Annotated in this window: 16 protein-coding genes; 6 read left to right on the forward strand and 10 right to left on the reverse strand. The window is 63.9% G+C overall.

The features are described from left to right. The 3 genes from HBA54_RS29670 to HBA54_RS13890 are packed head-to-tail and all read left to right on the forward strand — an operon-like array spanning position 1 to position 4,074. Entirely contained in the window at positions 1-1,515 is a 1,515-nt protein-coding gene (locus tag HBA54_RS29670; protein WP_167225548.1) for an FGGY-family carbohydrate kinase, read from the forward strand. After that, complete coding sequence (locus HBA54_RS13885; protein ID WP_205944645.1) at positions 1,512-3,275, forward strand: glycerol-3-phosphate dehydrogenase/oxidase; 1,764 nt, start codon at positions 1,512-1,514, stop codon at positions 3,273-3,275. Before HBA54_RS29670 ends, HBA54_RS13885 begins: the two co-directional genes overlap by 4 nt. Before the next feature lie 16 nt (positions 3,276-3,291). After that, positions 3,292-4,074 carry a DeoR/GlpR family DNA-binding transcription regulator gene (locus tag HBA54_RS13890; RefSeq protein ID WP_167225552.1) on the forward strand — a complete coding sequence of 261 codons (783 nt, stop codon included), beginning with the start codon at positions 3,292-3,294 and terminating at the stop codon, positions 4,072-4,074. 94 nt (positions 4,075-4,168) lie between these two features. Here HBA54_RS13890 and HBA54_RS13895 read toward each other — a convergent pair whose 3' ends face one another. From HBA54_RS13895 to HBA54_RS13940, 10 genes are all read right to left on the reverse strand, one after another. After that, positions 4,169-4,858, reverse strand: coding sequence for a sirohydrochlorin chelatase (locus tag HBA54_RS13895; protein ID WP_167225554.1), 690 nt, complete (start codon positions 4,856-4,858; stop codon positions 4,169-4,171). Between the two features lie 73 nt (positions 4,859-4,931). Next, entirely contained in the window at positions 4,932-6,491 is a 1,560-nt protein-coding gene (locus HBA54_RS13900) for a nitrite reductase (protein WP_167225556.1), read from the reverse strand. Then, positions 6,466-7,674, reverse strand: coding sequence for a heme d1 biosynthesis radical SAM protein NirJ (gene nirJ / locus HBA54_RS13905; protein WP_167225558.1), 1,209 nt, complete (start codon positions 7,672-7,674; stop codon positions 6,466-6,468). Before nirJ ends, HBA54_RS13900 begins: the two co-directional genes overlap by 26 nt. Continuing rightward, positions 7,674-8,165 (reverse strand): siroheme decarboxylase subunit beta, encoded by a 492-nt coding sequence (ahbB, locus tag HBA54_RS13910; protein ID WP_167225560.1) that lies wholly within the window; start codon positions 8,163-8,165, stop codon positions 7,674-7,676. The genes nirJ and ahbB (HBA54_RS13910) overlap by 1 nt, the downstream gene beginning before the upstream one ends. Continuing rightward, positions 8,162-8,626 (reverse strand): Lrp/AsnC family transcriptional regulator, encoded by a 465-nt coding sequence (locus HBA54_RS13915; protein WP_167225562.1) that lies wholly within the window; start codon positions 8,624-8,626, stop codon positions 8,162-8,164. The genes ahbB (HBA54_RS13910) and HBA54_RS13915 overlap by 4 nt, the downstream gene beginning before the upstream one ends. After that, entirely contained in the window at positions 8,623-9,615 is a 993-nt protein-coding gene (ahbB, locus tag HBA54_RS29100; RefSeq protein WP_167225564.1) for a siroheme decarboxylase subunit beta, read from the reverse strand. The genes HBA54_RS13915 and ahbB (HBA54_RS29100) overlap by 4 nt, the downstream gene beginning before the upstream one ends. 3 nt (positions 9,616-9,618) lie before the next feature. Beyond that, the gene (locus tag HBA54_RS13925) at positions 9,619-10,785 is read right to left on the reverse strand and encodes a cytochrome D1 domain-containing protein (protein ID WP_167225566.1); all 1,167 of its coding nucleotides are present in this window, start codon (positions 10,783-10,785) and stop codon (positions 9,619-9,621) included. After that, on the reverse strand, positions 10,782-11,093 hold the full coding sequence (locus tag HBA54_RS13930) for a c-type cytochrome (RefSeq protein ID WP_167225568.1): 312 nt from the start codon (positions 11,091-11,093) through the stop codon (positions 10,782-10,784). The genes HBA54_RS13925 and HBA54_RS13930 overlap by 4 nt, the downstream gene beginning before the upstream one ends. Beyond that, entirely contained in the window at positions 11,086-11,877 is a 792-nt protein-coding gene (gene cobA / locus HBA54_RS13935; RefSeq protein ID WP_167225570.1) for a uroporphyrinogen-III C-methyltransferase, read from the reverse strand. The genes HBA54_RS13930 and cobA overlap by 8 nt, the downstream gene beginning before the upstream one ends. 72 nt (positions 11,878-11,949) lie before the next feature. After that, the gene (locus tag HBA54_RS13940; protein ID WP_167225572.1) at positions 11,950-13,704 is read right to left on the reverse strand and encodes a nitrite reductase; all 1,755 of its coding nucleotides are present in this window, start codon (positions 13,702-13,704) and stop codon (positions 11,950-11,952) included. Between the two features lie 130 nt (positions 13,705-13,834). Here HBA54_RS13940 and HBA54_RS13945 point away from each other — a divergent pair, with 130 nt between their 5' ends. The 3 genes from HBA54_RS13945 (at position 13,835) to nosZ (ending at position 20,067) form a co-directional block, all read left to right on the forward strand. Further along, positions 13,835-15,886 (forward strand): NosR/NirI family protein, encoded by a 2,052-nt coding sequence (locus tag HBA54_RS13945; RefSeq protein ID WP_167225574.1) that lies wholly within the window; start codon positions 13,835-13,837, stop codon positions 15,884-15,886. Between the two features lie 76 nt (positions 15,887-15,962). Next, positions 15,963-18,143 (forward strand): NosR/NirI family protein, encoded by a 2,181-nt coding sequence (locus HBA54_RS13950; RefSeq protein ID WP_167225576.1) that lies wholly within the window; start codon positions 15,963-15,965, stop codon positions 18,141-18,143. Continuing rightward, the gene (nosZ, locus tag HBA54_RS13955) at positions 18,136-20,067 is read left to right on the forward strand and encodes a TAT-dependent nitrous-oxide reductase (protein ID WP_167225578.1); all 1,932 of its coding nucleotides are present in this window, start codon (positions 18,136-18,138) and stop codon (positions 20,065-20,067) included. Before HBA54_RS13950 ends, nosZ begins: the two co-directional genes overlap by 8 nt. The last annotated feature ends 4 nt before the right edge of the window (positions 20,068-20,071 follow it).

Genomic DNA, 20,071 nt, shown 5'->3' on the forward strand with positions numbered 1-20,071 from the left:
GTGACCGACAGCTTCATCCTCGGCATCGACAGCGGGAACACGGTGACCAAGGCAGCGGTCTTTTCGGAAGCCGGCAGCCTGATCTCGCTGGGAGACTGCGAAGTCGTGCGGATCAAGCCGCGGCCCCGTTTCGTCGAGCGTGACATGAACGTGCACTGGCAAATGACCTGCCAGGCGATCCGCCAGGCGGTCGCGCAGGCAGGGATCGATCCCTCGCAGATCGCCGCCGTGACGGCGACCGGCCATGGGGACGGCCTCTATCTGGTGGATGAAGACGGAGCCCCCCTGGGCAACGGAATTGTGTCGCTGGACAGCCGCTCGGCACCGGTGATCGAACGATGGGAAGCTGAAGGCGTCCATGACGAGGCACTGAAAATTACCGGTCAGATGCCCTACGCGCCCGCCCCCTCTGCGCTGCTACGGTGGATCAAGGAAAACGAGCCGGAGCGCTATGGCCGCATCCGCTGGGTACTCTCCTGCAAGGACTGGCTTCGATACAAGCTGACCGGCGAGATCGCGACGGACTGGACAGAGGCAAGCACCGCCTTTGTCGATCCCGACACGCAGGACTACAGCGCGGCCGCCCTGCGGCTCTTCGGCCTCGAGGAAATGGAACGGGCCCTGCCTGAAGCGCATGATCCCTGCGCCGTTATGGGCGAGATCACCCCCGAAGCGGCCGAAGCCACAGGCCTGAAGGTCGGAACACCGGTTGCGGCCGGGCTGCACGACGTAACCGCCTCGGCTATCGGATCGGGTGTCGCGGAACAGGGTGTCGTTTCTATCTTGGCCGGGACCTTCAGTGTAAACGAGATCATCTCCGGTGAGCCCAAACCCAGCCCGGAATGGTACTGCCGGAACTCTTTCCGCCGTGGCGAATGGATGAACATGACGCTATCGCCGGCATCCAGCGCGAACATCGACTGGTTCGTCAAACAATGCTGCCGCGACGCGATCCGCCTGGCGGAAGAAAGAGGCGGCTCAGCCTATGACTATCTCGAGGAAGAACTCTCGGAAGCCTTCGCCGGCGACAGCCGGAGCGTCTATCACCCGTTTCTCTACGGCTCACCTCACGGAAACGACTCAAGCGCCGCCTTCCTGGGCCTTCAGGGCTGGCAGCACCGCGGCCATATGATGCGCGCGCTGCTGGAGGGCGTGGTGTTCAACCACCGCCATCACGTCGACGCCCTCAGGTCCGGCTTTCATATCAAGGGCGCACGCCTTACCGGCGGCAGTTCCCGCAGCCCGCGTATCTGTCAACTCTTCTCCGACGGCCTGGGGCTCGACCTGGAAACGGTTGATGTTGACGAAGCCGGCGCCCTCGGCGCGGCGCTCTGCGGCGCGGTCGCGGTTGGCCTTTACGGCGATCTTGGAGAAGCCGCGCGGCGGACGGTCTCGGTATCCTCGACCTTCTCGCCAAGACCGCAGGTCCACCGCACATTGGACGACGGCTACCAGCGCTACAAGAGCACCATCCATCAGCTTCGGTCGGAATGGAGGGGGCTACGCGGCGAGTGACCCTGGACATGACGAACCACATGGGACAGACGCGGGCGATGCCGGACAAGGCCGCGATATCCCGACAAAGCCGCATCGACACCATGCGGGCAAAGGGTCACTATTCAGTGGTGGTTGTAGGTGCGGGAATCAATGGACTGGGGGCTTTCCACGATCTCTGCCAACAGGGCATCGACTGCCTGATCGTCGATCGGGGGGACTTTTGCTCGGGCACCAGCGCCGCGCCGTCGCGCATGATCCATGGCGGTTTGAAGTATCTTGAAACCGGCGACTTTCGTCTGGTCCAGGAATCGGTCCGCGAACGCAATCGACTGCTCAAAAACGCACCGCACCTTGTGCGGCCTCTTGAAATGATCCTGCCGATCGAAACCCTGTTCGGCGGCGAAATAGCTTCCCTCTGCCGGTTCCTGGGCGGGTCGGGCAAACTGAAACGGCGCGGCCGCATGATCGTCAAGGCCGGCCTCGCCGCCTACGATTTTTACAGCCGCCGGAACCGTGTTGCGCCGAAACACCGCATGATCTCCGGTTGGGACCTGCGTGCCGCATTTCCAGGCATAAATCACAGCTTCCGCTACGCGGCGTCCTATTTCGACGCACAGATTACAATGCCCGAGCGGCTGGGGGTGGAACTGGCCCAGGACGGAATGGCTGCCAATCCCGGCTCGATCGCACTGAACCATTGCAACCTGATGGAAACCCGGGAAGGCAAGCTGGTGCTGCGCGACGAAATAGCCGGCGAGCGGCATGAGATCCGCGCAGATCTTGTCGTCAACGCAACCGGCCCCTGGATCGACGCTGCGAATACCGCGATGGGCGCCCGGTCCGGCCTGATTGCAGGCGCCAAGGGTTCGCATATCCTGCTCGACCTTCCTGCATTACATGACGTTCTTGCCGGGCGCATGATTTACTTCGATCCGGGTGATGGCCGCATCTGCCTCGTCACTTCATTGGCCGGCAGAGTACTTCTGGGCTCAACCGACATTCCTGTCGAAAAAGCCGACGACGTGGCATGTGACGACGGGGAGGTTGACTATATGTTCGCGGCGCTCCGTTCAGTTTTTCCAAAGCTCGACGTGACCCGCAGTAATATCGTCTTCACCTATTCCGGCGTCCGGCCGCTGCCCATATCCAACGGCGCTCATCCGGATGCAGTGACCCGCGACCACTCGATCCACGTTCACGAACCTTCGGCAGAGCGCCCCTATCCTATCCTGTCGCTGATCGGCGGCAAGTGGACCACCTATCGTGCCTTTGCAGCGGAGGCCGGCGACGCGGTCCTGAAGCGCTTGGGAAAACACCGTCGCCAGACAACCGAGGATCTGAAGATCGGCGGTGGCCGCGGGCTCTCTGCTCAGGTCGAGGACCTGGCCGGCCTGGCCGGTGAAATCGAAAGCATCCTCGGTGGAGACCGCGCCCGCGCCTGGGCCCTGGTTTCGCGCTATGGCAGCCGGGCCAGAGAAGTTGCCTCGCTGGATGTAGAGGGCGGTCAAACCATCCCCGGGCTCCCAGGTATTTCGGAAGCTGAGATCGTCTACATAGCAGAAGCTGAAATGTGCGAAAGCGTCAGCGACCTCGTCCTCCGCCGCCTGCCCCTGGCCCTGAGCGGCAACATCACGCTGGAGAGCGCCGGGACACTCGTCGCGATCATGGCCCGCGTAAAGGGCTGGACGCCCGAAGAGAACAGGCGCCAAATCACCTCGCTATCCCAGACCCTGCTGTGTAAACATCGCATCGACCTGAAAACTGGAAAGTTCCAATAAGAAAAAGGGGTGCGGCGTGAAGGCAGAGGCAAGGCGACAGGCCATCATGGAGTTCCTGATGGAGGCGGGATCGGCAAGCGTTGATGAAATCGCCGAGCTTTTTGCTGTAAGCAAGATGACCGTCCACCGGGACCTGGATCAGCTTGAAACGGAGAGCCTGCTTCGCAAGGTCCGCGGCGGCGCAACCGTGCAGTCGAGCTCGCAGTTCGAAAGTGACTTTGTTTACCGCGCCCGGCTCGCAACGGATGAGAAGCGCGCCATTGCCCAGGCTGCCGCGGAGCATGTGGAACCCGGGCAGTCGATCATCCTCGATGATGGCTCCACAATTGCCGAAATGGCGCGGTTTCTTCTGGAGCGCCGTCCCCTCACCCTGATCACCAACAACGCCAACGTCATGAGTACCATGATGGGCATCCAGGGGTTGAAGCTCATCTCGCTGGGCGGCGACTACAACAAACGCTTTCACGGCTTCTTCGGGCTTCTTACCGAGCAGGCGCTGGATTCGATCCGCGCCGACCAGGCGTTCATTTCGACCTCGTCCGTCTCGGACGGCACTGCATTCCATCAGGACCAGGAAATCGTAAAGACAAAGAGGGCGATTATTGCCGCCGCCGACACCCGCCACCTTCTGGTGGATCACACCAAGTTCGATAAGACCGCCCTGCACGCCCTTACCGGACTGGGCGAATTCGCCAGGGTCATTACCGGCGCGGCAATATCCGACCGGGCCCGCAGCGGCATCGAGGAGGCCGGGGCAGTCTTGGAGATCGCCCGCGGGCAGGCTGAGACACCCTTATAAATGACGCCTGAGTCGGCACCAGTTGGAAAATGAACAAGACACGGCCGGGGCTTGACGCAAAAACTTGGCGAGGGCCATGTCGAATTCGCCGTCGTTATCGAAGACAAGTTCGCGCAGGCCCTGATCCAAGGGATGTGGCAAAACAATCCGGCCTCGACACCCGGCTTCGCGCAAGAGCGGCGGCAATGATCCCCGCAACGCCCGGCCGCAGGCCGATCGGGTCGAGCAGCCGTCCGGGGAAGGCTGCACCGGCGAGCGCTTCGGGCAGGTCTATCTCGACATGCCCGCCCCTTCCCGCGAAAAACGGCAGGCAAAGTGCCGACCCGTCGACCCTGGCGGCCTCGGCGACGTAAGGTTGCTCGTCGATGAAGCCGAGGTGAAGCGCGCGGAACACATCTGCCGCTGTGATGAACCGGGCGACCCGATCGACGGCTTTGCGTGGTCGCGGATCCGACGGCGATCCGTGGGCAGCCAAGAGGATCGTTGTCTTTTCGGGCTGCAGGTCTTCATGCAGAGCCGCGTTACGAAGATAATCCAGACAGAACGCCGAGACTGCGGGATCGAGGCCGAGAGGCGGCAAGATGTCGAAGCTGTCGCCCTGAATACTGCGAATCTTCTGCGGCAGCATCTTACGGACGAACCACCCGTCCGCCATAAAGAACGGATAGATCAGGGGCCGCACGCCGCCAATCGTCTCCAATGCCGCTTCGACCGCGCCTTCCCCCGCCAGGGTCGCGCCGCGAACGTGCCAACCCGGCAAGTAGCCGGAGACCTGCTCGGCCAAGCTGCGCATCGCCATCTCCGGTCCCCAGGGTGTCGAAGGAGCGCCGTGAGCGACGATCAGTGCTGAGCGTGGCTCAGTGGCTAGTGCCTTCAGAGAAGGTGACCTTGTTCCAGACATTGTACTTTCCTGACGGCTTGCGCATCGGCAAACGGGTGACTTCTTCCAGTGTCGCGGCGTCGTAGACGATCACCGCGCCGTCATCTTCCCAGACGCTGACCAGGGCGTGGCGGCCATCGCGGTCGAATTCGACATGGGCGACCGTCGCACCGGGCACCGGCCGCAGCGTCTTCACGATTCCCAGAGACTGCTTGTCGATGACATGGACCGCATCACGGTTCGGGCCGAAGAAAACATCCGCCCAGACATGGGCGGCGTTCTCGTGGCTGCGCAGGAAGAAGCCGGGGCCCAGCGTTTCAATGGTTTTTACGACCTGCCAGGTCTCGATGTCGATAACCGACAGCCGCGCTTCCTTCAGATGTGGCGTCGCCATCACCCGCCGCCCATCGTTGAACCAGGAGATCCCCGAACCGAGGTGCGGCAGGCCCGGTAACGGCAGCTCGGCGATTTCGCGGCCGACGTGGAGGTTGACCACGACACCCCGTGCGCCGTCGCGCGACGCACCGATCAGGTGGCGATAGTCCGGCGTGAAGAAGAAATCGTCGATCGGCTCACCCACCTCGATCCGCCGGAGGGCAAAAAGCCCTTCGGAAGACGGCAGAGCCTCCACCATGCCTTTCTCGTAGCTGTGGACCTTGCCTTCATAGACAGCTTCGGCAGCGGGATCGGTGGCGATCTCCCAGATTTCCGGAGCGTCTTTCAGGGCGAGAATGAAGCTGTCGCGCTGAGGCGCCTGATAGACAGCCGAGACCCGCGATGCTTCGCCGTTCCTCGCCACCACATCGAAGACCCGTTCGACCGAGAGATCCGCGGTCGAGAGGATGGTCAGCGTTCGCGGCAGATAGTTCGCGACTGCCAGATAGCGGCCGTCCTTGGAGATCGCGATGTTGCGGCTGTTCAGCCCGGCACGGATCCGCCCGACCTCGGCCAGAGACCAGAGGTCATACTTCTGCACCCAGCCGTCACGCGACATGATGAAGACGAAGCGACCCTCGGGCGTGAACTTCGGGCCGCCATGAACCGCAAAGGGCGTTGGAAACCGGTCCATGACGGTGAACCGGTCGCCGTCGACCACGCTGACATGGTGATCGCCGGTTTCGACGACCAGAAAGACATTCATCGGGTCGGCATCGAAGACCGGCGCCGCGGCGGGCCGATAGCCCGGGTCCAGCTGGCGGCTGGCTGCGATCTGCGCCGGGCCCCAGTCCGGAACCTCTTTCAGGGGGACCTTCACATAGTCGATAACCGCGGCAATCTCTTCGGCGGTCAGTGTCTCGCCGAAAGCCGGCATCTGGGTTGCCGCCCGGCCCGCGCCGATCACCGTGGCGAGTTTCGGGCCACGCATGCGCTTCAGGGTTTCCGGGATCAGGGCCGGTCCCGTCCCGCCCAGACGGTCGGTGCCGTGGCAGGCGGCGCAGTGTTCGAAATACAACTGCTCTGCCGGTACCACAGGGTCGGCAGCACCGAGGCCCGCGAAGAGGACCAGGGCGCTAGAGAAAGCGATGAAGCGGATCATGACTTTTTCCCCGGAAGGGCGTCACGGTCAGGCGATCTCCACCCTCGACACCGATTTCCGCGTCGCTCATGTAACAGGCCGGGTCCTCGGCCCAGGGGTCACCGGTCAGCTGCAACGCCCGGATACGGGTGTTGCCGCCGCAGACATCCTGATGGGCGCAGGCCCCGCAGCGGCCCTTCAGCGGGCGCGGCCGTCGGCGAAGCTGGGCCAGCATCGGATCGTCGCCGCTCCAAAGCTCGGAGAACTTCCGCTCTTTCACACTGCCGATCGTGTAGTCCGACCAGTAGGTGTCCGGGTGGACCCGGCCCTGCGGATCGATGTTGGCGACACCGACGCCCGAGGCATTGCCGCCCCAGGACGCAAGATGCGCGCGCAGGTGTTCAACCTTGTCGGCCGAGAAGTTCTCCGCCGCCCAGCGCAGAAAGTAGACCGCGTCCGCGTCGTTGTTGCCGGTCACGATGTCCAGTGGCATGTCCTCCGCTGCCGCAATCCAGGCCCGGTCGATCAAAAGATCCATGGCATGACGCGAGCGCCGCCAGCTTGCATCGGCGCCGCGGTGTTTGTCGCCGCGCCCGGCATAGACCAAGTGAGACAGGTAGAACTTGTCCACGCCCTCAGCGTCGGCCAGCGCCAGAAGATCGCGGAGTTGATGCGCATTGTCCTCGGTAAGGGTAAAACGCAGACCCACCTTGATGCCGCGATTCTTACAAGCCCTGACCCCGGCAAGCCCCTGGTCGAAAGCACCGTCCTGGCCGCGAAACCAGTCATTTGTCTTGCCGATGCCATCCAGGCTTATGCCGACATAATCGAAACCGATTTCGGCCACGCGGTCGGCCTGCTCTCCGACGATCCTGGTGCCGTTGCTTGAGAGCGCCAGATACACCCCCATCTCCCGGGCGCGTGCGGCGATCTGAAACAGGTCATGGCGGTCCAGGGGCTCTCCGCCGGAGAGGATCAGGGCGGGAATGTCGAACTTTCCCAGATCTTCCAGCACCTCCATCGCCTGTTCGTGCGTCAGCTCGCCCGGGAAGTCCCTGTCGGCGGAGACTGAGTAGCAATGCCGGCAGCGCAGATTGCAGCGCCGCGTCAGATTCCAGATCACCACCGGCTTCACCGGATGACGCCTTGGCCGCAGCGGCGTCGGCGAGACAAGTTGGCGCATGTAGTGGGACAGGCGGAACATCAGGGCGCTCCTTTCCGGGTGAGCCGCAATCCGGTCTTCTTCAGGATCCGGGTCGAATAGAGGACCTCGCTGCTGCGACAGGCGTCGCCCAGCAGCGCCGCGATGCCGGCGCGCTTCTCCTCCACCTCGTCTCGATCGGCGCCGTGGACCATGGCAAAGAGGTTGTAGGGCCAAACCGGCTGGGCGCGCGGCCTGAGATAGCAGTGAGAGACGAAGTCGAGAGCGCCGACGGCCGCGCCGAGCCGGCTCGACTCCGCGTCCTCGACATCCCAGACCGTCATCCCGTTCGCAACCATCCCCATCGCATAGTGGTTGGGCGCGACACCGATCCGGCGGACCACGCCGCGCGCCTGCAGCGCCGCCAAACGGCTGATCACCTCGCCTTCCTCAAGGCCCAGGCTTGCGGCAACTTCAGCATAGGGTGCCGGGGTCAGCGGCAGGCCCGACTGCGTCGCCTCGATGATCCGGCGGTCGCGGGCGCAGAGGGTCATGCCACCACCCTGAAGCCGATGAAGAACTCCTCCTCCTTCGGAAACCGGAGGACGGAAAGACCGGTATCCGCCTCGATGGCGCAGGCCGCCGCTTCGATCTCCTCGGCTGTCTCAGTGGCCAGCACAAACCACATGTTCAGTTGGTGCGCGCGCTCGTAGTTGTGCGCGACTTCGGAATGGGCATTGACCTTGGCCGCGACCGCATCGAACTGCGCCGCCGGGACGGCCATGGCACAGAGACAGAAGGCCCCACCCATCGCCGCTGCATCGAAAAACGGTCCGAAGCGGGTGATGGCACCGCCATCGCGCAACATCGCGAGCCGGGCGATCAAGCTGTTCTCGCTGAGGCCCAGACGCGCCGCCGCCTCGGCATAGGGGCGCGGAGAAAGCGGAAAGCCTTCCTGCAAGGCATTGATGATCTGCCGGTCGACGGCGTCCAGTTTCGGTGGCGGCTTTCTCATGCGGCGGCCCCGTTCGGCGAAACGACCAGCGCGCCGGTCTGTTTGAAGCAACGGATACTGAAGAGCACCTGATGAGGAACCTCGGCCAAGCCCACCTCCTCACAGGCGCGATCCAGTACGGCCATGGCTTCGGCCCGTGTGCGGGCGTGAATCATGCAGTAGAGCGTGTAAGGCCAGACGCCTGGCACCGGGCGGCGCTGATAGCAGAGAGTGACACCGCGTACGGCAGTGAGTGCGGGCCCGACGCGCTCCACCTCTGCTTCCGGCAGTTCCCAGACCACCATGGCGTTGGAGCGCCAGCCGAGCGCCCGGTGGCGAACGATCACGCCGATGCGCGACAGGATCCCTGCCTCGGCAAGAACGGCGATGCGCGACAGAATCTCAACCTCGGTGCGCCCCAGGGCGGTGCTGAGATCGGCATAAGGACGCGCCACCAGGGGCAGACCGTTTGACAGCGCCTGCATGATGGGCCGGTCCTCAGGCAGCAGGACGCCGGCGTCCACCGAGTCCCGCGTCGTCGGCAAGCGGCTGGTTCCATCCAGCGAAAAACCCAGGTTGACGTTGAAGGGGCGCAGCAAGGGCAGATCGAGAATCTCCAATCCGGTTCTCTCCTGGATGCGACTGAGCGTCGCATCGACGTGGGCACGGTCAGGGCCGGTCACCACGAACCAGACATTCCACCTGTTTTCGCGGAGGTAGGAATGGTTCACACCGGGCTCGGCGCCGATGATCGATGCGACCTCATCAATCTGAAAGTCCGGAGCCGCCACCGCCGCCAGGGTACTGGCCCCGGCGGTGTTGGGCCGGCAGGTCGCACCGATGCGGCTGATCGCCCCGGCCCCGGAGAGCCGGCGCAGACGGTCAAGCACCTGGTCCTCGGAAAGATCCAGCTGTTGGCCGATTACCGCAAAGGGGCGTGAGACCAAGGGAAAGTCGCGCTGCCAACCGTCCAGCAAGGCATGATCGATGGGGTCCAGGATCGGGCTCATGGCTCAGAGTCCCGTGCGGTGGGCACGCGCGGTGAAGAAGATGCCCGAGGGCGTTTCGGCGGCGATCTCGCCGAGCTTTTCGAAACTGTGGGTGTCGTAGATGTCGATCCGCCCGGCATCGCGGACCGATACCCAGACCTCATGACCGCGTGGGGTGAATTCAATGTGCAGCACGGCAGGGCCCGGCTTCAGGCTATGGATCACCTCGCCGGAAGGGGTGTCGATCACCTGGACTGTATCGTTCAGGGGATGGGCAAAGTTCACCCAGACCTGACGTCCATCCGGCCGGGAAACGGCGAAGACGGGCTGGCCATGGGTTTTCGTGCGGCCGGTCTCCTCTAGGCTGCGCGCATCGACCCAGAGCACCTCATGGCGGCCGACGGCGGGCAGGACAAAGCGCTCGCCGGCCAGGGCCCAGCCCTCAAGGTGGGGCATCTTGTAAACCGGCAAAGCCTTCTCGCCGCGCCCATAGCCGCCAAGGATGCGCCGCGGCAGCGGCGGCGACTGCCACAGGTCAAGCGCCGTCAGCCCATCCTCGCCAAACAGGCCGGCGATGTAGTGACGTCCGTCGGCGGTGATCAAAGCGTCGTAGGGGTTTTTGCCGATACCCTCGATCCGCGTGATCTCGGGCTCATCGCGCGAGAAGTCCGCGATCCAGGTTTCCCCGGCCTCCCAGAGCGTGAAAACGAAACGCCGGGCCGGGGCGTCCACCAGACCGATGGTCTTGGAGCCCGTCGGGATATCCGCGACCATCTCCAGGGTCTCGGCATCGAAGACCCTGACACCGCCCGGCTCGTAGTTGGAGACGGCAACCAGCGCGCCGTCATCGGAGATCGCGCCACCGATGGCGTTACCCGACTGAAGAACCCGGCCCGCAACAGTCTGGGTCAGCAGGTCGACCTTGCTGAGCCCGCCGTCGCGCCCGAAGACAAAGGCGAAGCGCTGATCCGGCGAGAAAACGACAGAAGCGTGGGAGAGATCGCCAAGGCCCTCGATGCGGCCGATTGCGGCGCGCTCGGACTGATCGACGATCAGCAGCGAGCCGGTGCTGCGCTCCACCACCACCCCCAGGTCGCCGGTGGCGCGGAGCGTATCGGCCAGTACCGTGTTGATCCAGACGGTGAAGCAGATGGTCAGGAACAGCATGCCGGCGGCAATGAATCGGGTCATGGGGCACCTCCCTTCAACAGGAACTCGGCAATCCATTGCGCTTCCGCCTCGTTCAACAGCGGATGCCAGGACGGCATCGGCGTGCCGGGCACGCCTTGCAGGACGATATGGGCCAGACTCTCCGGCGGCGTCCCCGCGAGCGTGCCGGCACGGATGTCCGGTCCGAGCCCGCCTTTCAGCGTCAGGCCGTGGCAGGACCCGCAGTCCTGCAGCACCAGGCGTTCAAGTTCCGCAGCACGGCCCGGCGGCAGATCGGCCGCCGCCGCCGGCAAGGCAAACAGCAGAAAGGCCATCGCGGCGCTACGCATAGGCCGCTTCCTGCACAGGCCGGGCCGCCAGCATGGCCAGTATTTCGGCCGGGCAGCTTTGATAAAGCGAGACGACCCGGCCGATCACAAACAGCACTGGGCCAGAGAACTGCGCCGCCGCTGCTTCGTCCGCGATCCGGTCGAGACGCGAAACAAGCCGCCGCTCCCGTGGCGTGGTGGCGCTGGCGACCGCCAGTACCGGCAGGGACGCCGGCATCCCCTGCCCGGTCAGGCGGGCGGCGATCTCGGCGATGTTGGCCGCGCCCATATAGACAACCAGGGTGGTATCGGGATCGGCCAGCCCCGGCCAATCCAGATCGAGCGGCCGGTCGTCGCGGCAGTGGCCGGTGACGAAACGCAAACCGTTTGCCAGCCCGCGGTGGGTCAGCGGTACGCCGGTGGCCGCCGCCACGCCCTGGGCCGCGGTGATGCCGGGGGCGATCTCGACCGGAATCCCGGCTGCGTTCAAGGCCGCGACCTCTTCAGAACCGCGACCGAAGACCAGCGGGTCACCGCCCTTCAGGCGCACCACCGTCAAACCGTCGAGCGCCAGGTCGATCAGAATCTCGTTGATCTGTTCCTGGGGAACCGGATGTACTTTGGGTGCCTTTCCGACCGGAACCATCCGCGCCAGAGGCGGCGCCAACGCCAATACCTCCGCCGAGACCAGGCGGTCATAGACCACCGCCTGGGCACATCCCAGCAGCCGCACAGCCTTTAGGGTCAGAAGTTCAGGGTCGCCCGGCCCGGCGCCGACCAGAAATACCTGTCCTGGCTTCCTCATGGCGTCCTCCCTGCTGAAGGTTAGGCGGTGGGAAAAGGGGCGGCCCGGCAAAGGCCGCCCCCGCTTGCTGCGTCAGTAAACGTCCTGACGGGTGTTGAAGACATTGAACTTGCCGGTGGGCGTGATGAGACGTGGATCCTTGATCACGTGTTTCATCTTCAAGGTCTTGTCATCCACGATCACGATCGCCGATTCGAGGTCACGGCCATTCCAGACGGAGAACCAGATCTCGTTCCCGTCCTTGTTGAACTCGCCCTGCACGACGCGCGGCTGACCCTCGGCAATGCCGGCCCACTCACCGATCGGCAGGATGGTGTATTCCGGTTCCTCCTGATCCAGTTCATCGACTTTGAACACGGCAATCGAAGCGGAGATCTCGGCCTCCGGGTTCAATGGCGTATCGACATAGAGATGATTGGAGGTCGGATGCGACTTCACGAACAGCGACCCGCCACCAAGGGCATAGAGCTGCTGGACCATCTTCCAGGCATGATCGGGATTGCCTTCCGGGTCCGTGCCGATCAGTGCGACCGTTTCATCGCCAAGATGCGAGGTCGCCCAGACCGGCCCATAAACCGGATGGTTCAGGTTTGCGCCGCGTCCCGGATGCGGCGTCTCGCCACCGCTCTCCAGCAGCGCCGTCAGCGACCCCTCCTTGGTGTCGATCACGGCGATCTTGCCGCGCGCATTGGCGGCCGTCAGGAAGTAGCGCTTGGTGGAATCGAACCCGCCGTCATGCAGGAACCGCTCGGCCTCGATCTCCGTGACCTTCAGGTTCTTGATGTCGGAATAGTCGACCAGCAGAATCTTGCCGGTCTCCTTCACGTTGACGATGAATTCAGGCCGGTAATGGGAAGCGACGATGGCGGCGACCCGGGGTTCGGGATGGTATTCCTGGGTGTCGTAGACCATGCCGCGGGTCGAGACGACCTTCTTCGGCTCAAGCGTATCGCCGTCCATAATGACGTACTGCGGCGGCCAGTAGCTGCCGGCGATGGCATACTTGTCTTCCCAGCCTTTCATCTTGGAGGTCTCGACCGAGCGTGCTTCGGCGCCAACCTTGATCTGGGCGACGGTCGCAGGCGTCTCCATCCACAGGTCGATCATATTGATCAAGGCGTCGCGGCCGATGACGTAGATGTAACGCCCCGAGGCTGAGATCCGCGAGATGTGGACCGCATAGCCGGTTTCGACAATCGCATGAATCTCGTAGGTCGCACCATCGATCAGGGCGACTTGACCGGAATCGCGCAGCGTGACCGAGAACAGGTTGTCGATATCGATATCATTCATCTTCTTGGTCGGCCGGTCCTCCGGCGCGACCAGAACCTTCCAGGTCTCCAGCATCTCGGCCATGCCGAACTCCGGCGGCGATGGCGGCTCGATCAGGAGATAACGCGCCATCAGATCAACCTGGCCTTCGGTCATATCGCCGGAGCTACCCCAGTTCGGCATGCCCGCCGGCGATCCATAGTTGATAAAGTCGCGCAGATATTCGTAGCCGTTCTCGCGCGTGATGTCGGTGGTCAGCGGTTTGCCGGTAGCGCCCTTGCGCAGCACCCCGTGACAGCCGGCACAGCGTTCGAAGTACATCTTGCTGGCGGCTTGGAACTCCTCCGGCGAAATCACCGGGTCGCCGGGCTTGCGCCCGGGAATCTCGACGTCGATCTGGCCGAGAGTCGTCATGCTCGGTTGATAGGACGACGCCGGGCCATCTCCATGAGGCTTCGGCTTTTCCTGCGCCAGGACGCCGTTTGCCAAGAAGGCCATCGGAAGAACAACGGTTGTGAGGAGCGCAAGCTTTCGGATTTCGCGAAGGGGGTGCATGACGATCTCTCCATTGCACTGCTGGGACGAGACCGAAGATGCGCCGCACCCGGCGCCGCTTCCTTGACTTTCGTTAAGGCGATTAAAAGCCGCCGGCGCCAGGGTTCAAACACCGAAAGCGGAGCGTCAGATGCGGCCCCTCCTATCCCTCGTCCTGGTCTTCCTGGCCTGCGTTCTCTTCGCCCCGTCGCACGACAGCCAGGCGGCGGGTGGCCTGCTGCAGCCAACCACGATCGAGGCCGCCGCGCCGGACGCGGCAATCGCCGCCCGTCTTTTCAAAACCGTCGGTCCGCTCCAGCTCAGGCGCCAGGAAAAGCCGGTTCCCGGCTGGGCGGTCGAAGCGCCCGGCGGACCCGTCGGACAGATCGCCTCAACCTGGGAGATCGCCCGCTCGCTGGGCTACTCGGGACGCCCCATCGACATCCTCGTCGCCATCTCCCAGAACGGTCGCATCGCGGGGGCCGAGTTGATGCGTCATAACGAACCGATTCTCACCCTCGGTATCTCCACCGCCGATATCGCGCGCTACGTCGATGGCTTCGCAGGCGTCGACCTGACCCGGTTGCGGGCGGACAATCCGGCCGAACGATCGGAACTGCCCGACATCATTGCGCGGGCCACTGTCTCGACCGGCGTGATCCGCGATGCGATCCTGCGCACGGCCCGTACCGTTGTACTGGAAAGCGATTTGCAAGGCGACGGCATCAACCGGCAAAACTTCGAGGTCCTGTCGTGGTCGGCCCTTCATGAGGAAGGCGCACTCGCCAACACCGTTGTTACGCTTGACCAGGCACGCATCGCGCTGGCCGGTGCCAGCACGCCACCGCCGTCGGGTGACGCGCCTTTCATCGATCTTTGGGCCGCAATTCTCGACCCGCCGACCATCGGCCGCAACCTGCTCGGCCAGCAGAATTATACACGCGCGATGGGCGCGCTCGCGCCCGGTGAGGTGGCGCTTTTCGTCGCCTCGCGCGGTCTGCAGTCCCACCGCGGCACGGCCTGGCGGCGCAGCGGCGTTTTCGACCGCATCCGGGTGATACAGGGCGCACAGACCTTCGGCCTCTCCAGCAACGCCTATCAGCGCCTCGACCGGCTCGCCCCATCGGACGCGCCCGGCTTCAAGGAACTCAGCCTGTTCAGGCTGTCGACCGACGGCTTCGACCCGACGCAACCCTTCGAGATCAGGGTGAGCGCAAGCCGCAGCGCGGCGACGGGCGAGGCCGTCATGGAGATCCCCCTGACCTACAGCCTGCCTGCGCGTTTCCTGCGCCCGGCCGTTACGCTGGCGGAGGCCGAGCCGCTTTGGATCTCCACCTGGCAGAACAAGCGGGTGGAAATCGTTGGCGTCGGGCTGATGCTGACGGTTCTCACGGCCATCCTGTTCTTCCAGGAAGCCTTCGTACGCCGCGCCCGGCTCTGGCGCTGGGGCCGGATTGCCTTTCTGACGGTCACCCTGGTCTGGCTCGGCTGGATCGCCGGCGGTCAGCTCTCGGTGGTCCACGTCGTGGCTTTTCTGCATTCCCTGCTCAGCGGCTTCCGTTGGGAGACTTTTCTCATCGAGCCGGTCGTCTTCATCCTCTGGGGTTTCGTCGCGCTCGGCCTGTTGTTCTGGGGGCGCGGCGTCTACTGCGGCTGGCTCTGTCCCTTCGGCGCGCTGCAGGAGCTGACCAACCAGATCGCACAGCGCCTGCGCGTGCCGCAGATCGCCGTGCCCTTCGTGGTGCAGGAAAGGTTGTGGGTGATCAAGTACACGCTTTTCGTGGCGATCCTCGGCATCTCCTTCTATTCCATGGAACAGGCCCTAATCCTGGCCGAGGCCGAACCCTTCAAGACCGCCATGTCGATGTACTTCCTGCGGGCCTGGCCCTTCGTGGCCTTCGTCGCGGTAGTCCTGATCGCGGGGCTTTTCATCGAACGCTTTTACTGCCGCTATCTCTGCCCCCTGGGGGCCGCCCTGGCCATCCCGGCAAAGCTGAAGCTTTTCGACTGGCTGCGCCGCCGCCCGCAGTGCGGGCGCGAATGCCGGCTCTGCGAGCAGCAATGCACGGTCGGGGCGATCGATCCGATCGGCCGGATCAATCCGAACGAATGCGTGCTCTGCCTGCGTTGTCAGATGATCTTTCACGATCAAGCCACCTGCCCGGTGCTGAAGCGCCGGAGCAGCAGACGCGCACCGGGATGAATCAGCTTGACCATAGTCAAGGTGGACAGAACAGAAAGCCGGCAGAGTCCGTCCTCCGCTATGGAGGACCCTCCCCATGCGCCTCGGTGCATGCCTGACAGCCCTTTTCGCCCTCGCCGCCGGCTTGGTTGCAGAGCCTGCCGTTGCTTTGGCACAGGCGGAATTGCCGCGTTTCATTGCTGAACTTGAGGCATCGGACCTGGTTCCCGGCGCGACGGGCTTCGGGGCCCTGCGCGACGACATACCCGTCGCCCCTGTCCTGAGAGACGGCGAAACCCTGGCCTGGGCCTTTCTGACCTCGGACTTCGTCGGCACCACGGGCTATTCGGGCAAGCCGATCCACGTGGTCGCGGCGATCTCGCCGGAGGCCGTTCTGACCGGCGTCCAACTGGTCGAGCACTCGGAGCCGATCGTTCTCATCGGCATTCCCGAGGCCGAGGTACGCGAACTGACGGAAAGCTACGCCGGCCTCGACCTCAAGGCCGAAGCGGCGGCGGGCGGCTCGGCCCATGACCTCGACATTATTTCCGGGGCAACCGTGACCATCATGGTGATCGACGACTCGGTGGTGCGTGGCGGGCTGAAGGTGGCCCGGACCCTGGGGCTCGGCGGTCTCGCCCCCGAAGCCCGCGGGCCGCAGCGGGCGCTCGATCCCGGCCTGCAACGGCAGGAGGACTGGGTGACCCTGGCAGGCGACGGTTCGCTGCGCAGCCTGGCCATCGATGTCGGCCAGATCAACGCCGCCTTCGCCGCCACCGGCGACGCAAAGGCAGCGGCACGGCCAGAGAAAGGGCGCGAGACCGACACCTTCATCGACATGAAGGCCGCCCTGGTCAGCGTGCCCTCCATCGGGCTCAGCCTGCTGGGCGAGGCGGAATACGCCAACCTGACCGCCTGGCTGGACGAAGGCGAACACGCCATCCTGGTGGCCGGGCGCGGGCGCTATTCCTTCAAGGGCTCCGGCTATGTCCGCGGCGGGATCTTCGACCGCATCCAGCTGATCCAGGGCGACCGCTCGGTGCGCTTCTTCGACCGCCAGCACCGCCGCCTCGGTGAAATCGCGGCGGCGGGCGCACCCTCCTTCGGCGAACTGGATCTCTTCAAGATTCCCGCCGACGCGGACTTCGATCCGGCGGCACCCTGGCGGTTGCAACTGTTGGCCCAGCGCGCGGTCGGACCGGTCGAAAAGAGCTTCCTCACCTTCGATCTCGGTTATCGCCTGCCGGAGCGTTATCTTCTACCCCTCGCCGTGGCGGTCGATGACGCGAGCGAAGAGGCCGCTGCCAAGGCAGCCCTCTGGCAGCGGGTCTGGCGCGAGCGGAAGATCGAGATCGCCGGGCTCAGCGTCATGCTGATCGTCCTCACCGGCCTCTTCTTCTTTCAACGCCAGGCGACCGTCAGCGAACGCGGGCTGTTCTGGTTCCGCATGGGTTACCTGACAGTCACGTTGGTCTTTCTCGGCTGGTACGCCAATGCCCAGCTTTCGGTCGTCAATCTGATGGCCCTGGCAGGCGCGTTGAGAACCGATTTCACCTGGGATGCCTTCCTTCTCGACCCGCTGGTTTTCATTCTCTGGTTCTCCGTTGCCGCCGCCCTGGTGTTCTGGGGCCGCGGCGCCTATTGCGGCTGGCTCTGCCCCTTCGGGGCCCTGCAGGAACTGACCAACCGCATCGCCAGAGCGCTACGGGTGCCGCAGTGGGAACTGCCCTGGGGCCTGCACGAGCGGCTCTGGCCGATCAAGTACATGATCTTCTTCGGCCTCTTCGGCATCTCCCTCGCCTCGATCCCGCTGGCGGAGGCCTATGCCGAGGTCGAACCCTTCAAGACCGCGATCATCCTGAAGTTCGCCCGTGAATGGCCGTTTGTCATCTTCGCGGTCGGCCTGCTGATCATCGGCCTCTTCGTTGAGCGCTTCTATTGCCGCTATCTCTGTCCGCTGGGCGCGGCTCTGGCGATCCCGGCGCGGATGCGCATGTTCGACTGGCTGAAGCGCTATCACGACTGCGGGCGCCCCTGCAAAACCTGCGCAAGCGAATGCCCGGTGCAAGCGATCCATCCGACCGGCGAGATCAATCCCAACGAATGCGTCAACTGTCTCCACTGCCAGATGCTCTATCAGTCGGAAGAGCGTTGTCCGGTCGTCGCCCGGCAGATGAAACGCCTTGCAACCGCCGCCGAGCGGATGAAATCGGCACCCAAACTTCATGACGGCAAGCTCGCCGCCCCAGTTTCTACGAAGGAGAAAGGTTATGTCTGATACATCCGATTCCCGGGACAACCCCCGGAGCAACCCCTGGGCCATCACCCGGCGCGATCTCCTCGGAGCCTCCGCCGGCGGCGCCCTGCTTGCCTCCGCGACCGCCGGCGGCTCTGTTCTTACCGCGAGCCGTCCGGCCCAGGCCGCAAGCGGCGCCTTCGAGCTGGAACCGGGCGAACTCGACGAATACTACGGTTTCTGGTCCTCGGGCCAGGCCGGCGAAATGCGCATCCTCGGCATCCCCTCGATGCGCGAACTGATGCGGGTTCCAATCTTCAACCGCTGCTCGGCGACGGGCTGGGGACAGACCAACGAGTCGCTGAAGATCCTGACCGAGGGATTGCTGCCGGAGTCCAAGGCCTATCTCAAGGCACAGGGCAAGGTCACCTACGACAACGGCGATCTGCACCATCCGCATATGTCCTTCACCGACGGGACCTATGACGGGCGCTACATCTTCATGAACGACAAGGCCAACACCCGCGTTGCGCGCGTGCGCTGCGACGTCATGAAGTGCGATAAGATCATCGAGATTCCCAACGCCAAGGACATCCACGGCCTGCGCCCGCAGAAGTTCCCGCGCACCGGCTATGTCTTCGCCAATGGCGAACACGAGGCGCCGCTGATCAACGACGGCACAATCCTCGACAAGCCGGAAGACTACGTAAACATCTTCAGCGCCATCGACGGCGATGAGATGAAAGTCGCCTGGCAGGTGATCGTCAGCGGCAACCTCGACAACTGCGACGCGGACTATCAGGGCAAGTACGCTTTCTCGACCAGCTACAACTCGGAAATGGGCATGAACCTGGCCGAGATGACGGCCAGCGAAACCGACCATGTCGTGATCTTCAACATCAAGCGCATCGAGGAGGGCGTCAAAGCGGGCGACGTCCAGATACTGCACGGGGTTCCCGTGCTCGACGGACGCAAGGGATCGAAATACACCCGCTATGTGCCGATCCCCAACAGCCCGCACGGCTGCAATACGGCACCGGACAAGCGCCACGTGGTGATCAACGGCAAGCTCTCGCCCACCGTCTCGGTCATCGACGTGACCAAGGTCGATGCCCTGTTCGAGGAAGATGCCGACCCACGTTCCTGCATCGTAGCCGAACCGCAACTGGGCCTCGGCCCGCTGCACACGGCCTTCGACGGCAAGGGCAATGCTTTCACCACGCTGTTCCTCGACAGCCAGGTGGTGAAGTGGAACATCGACAAGGCAATCCAGGCCTATGCCGGGTCCGACGTCGACCCGATCATCTCCAAGGTCGACGTCCACTATCAGCCCGGTCACAACTCCACCTCCATGGGCGAGACGGCAGAGGCCGACGGCAAGTGGTTGATCTCGATGAACAAGTTCTCCAAGGACCGCTTCCTGAACGTCGGTCCGCTGAAGCCGGAGAACGAGCAGCTCATCGATATCTCCGGCGACGAGATGAAGGTGGTTCATGACGGCCCGACCTTCGCCGAGCCCCATGACAGCGTGCTGGTTCATCGCTCCAAGGTAAACCCGGAGGTCGTCTGGAAGCGCGACGATCCCATGTTCGCCGATGCGGTCCGCCAGGCCGCCGCCGACGGGGTCGATCTGGAAGATGGTGCCGAGGAACCGATCCGCGACGGCAACAAGGTCCGGGTCTACATGACCTCGGTCGCGCCTGTCTTCAGCCTGGAGAAGTTCACGGTGAAGCAGGGCGACGAGGTCACGGTCTATGTCACCAACCTGGACGACATCGACGATCTGACCCATGGCTTCTGCCTGTCGAACTTCGGCGTCGCCATGGAGGTGGCACCGCAGGCAACGGCCTCGGTGACCTTCGTCGCCGAACGTCCCGGGGTACACTGGTACTACTGCCAGTGGTTCTGTCACGCGCTCCATATGGAGATGCGCGGCCGCATGCTGGTCGAGCCGAGGGGGGTCTGACCAG

It is taken from the genome of Pelagibius litoralis, from assembly GCF_011683915.1.
Taxonomy (GTDB): Bacteria; Pseudomonadota; Alphaproteobacteria; order Kiloniellales; family Kiloniellaceae; genus Pelagibius; species Pelagibius litoralis.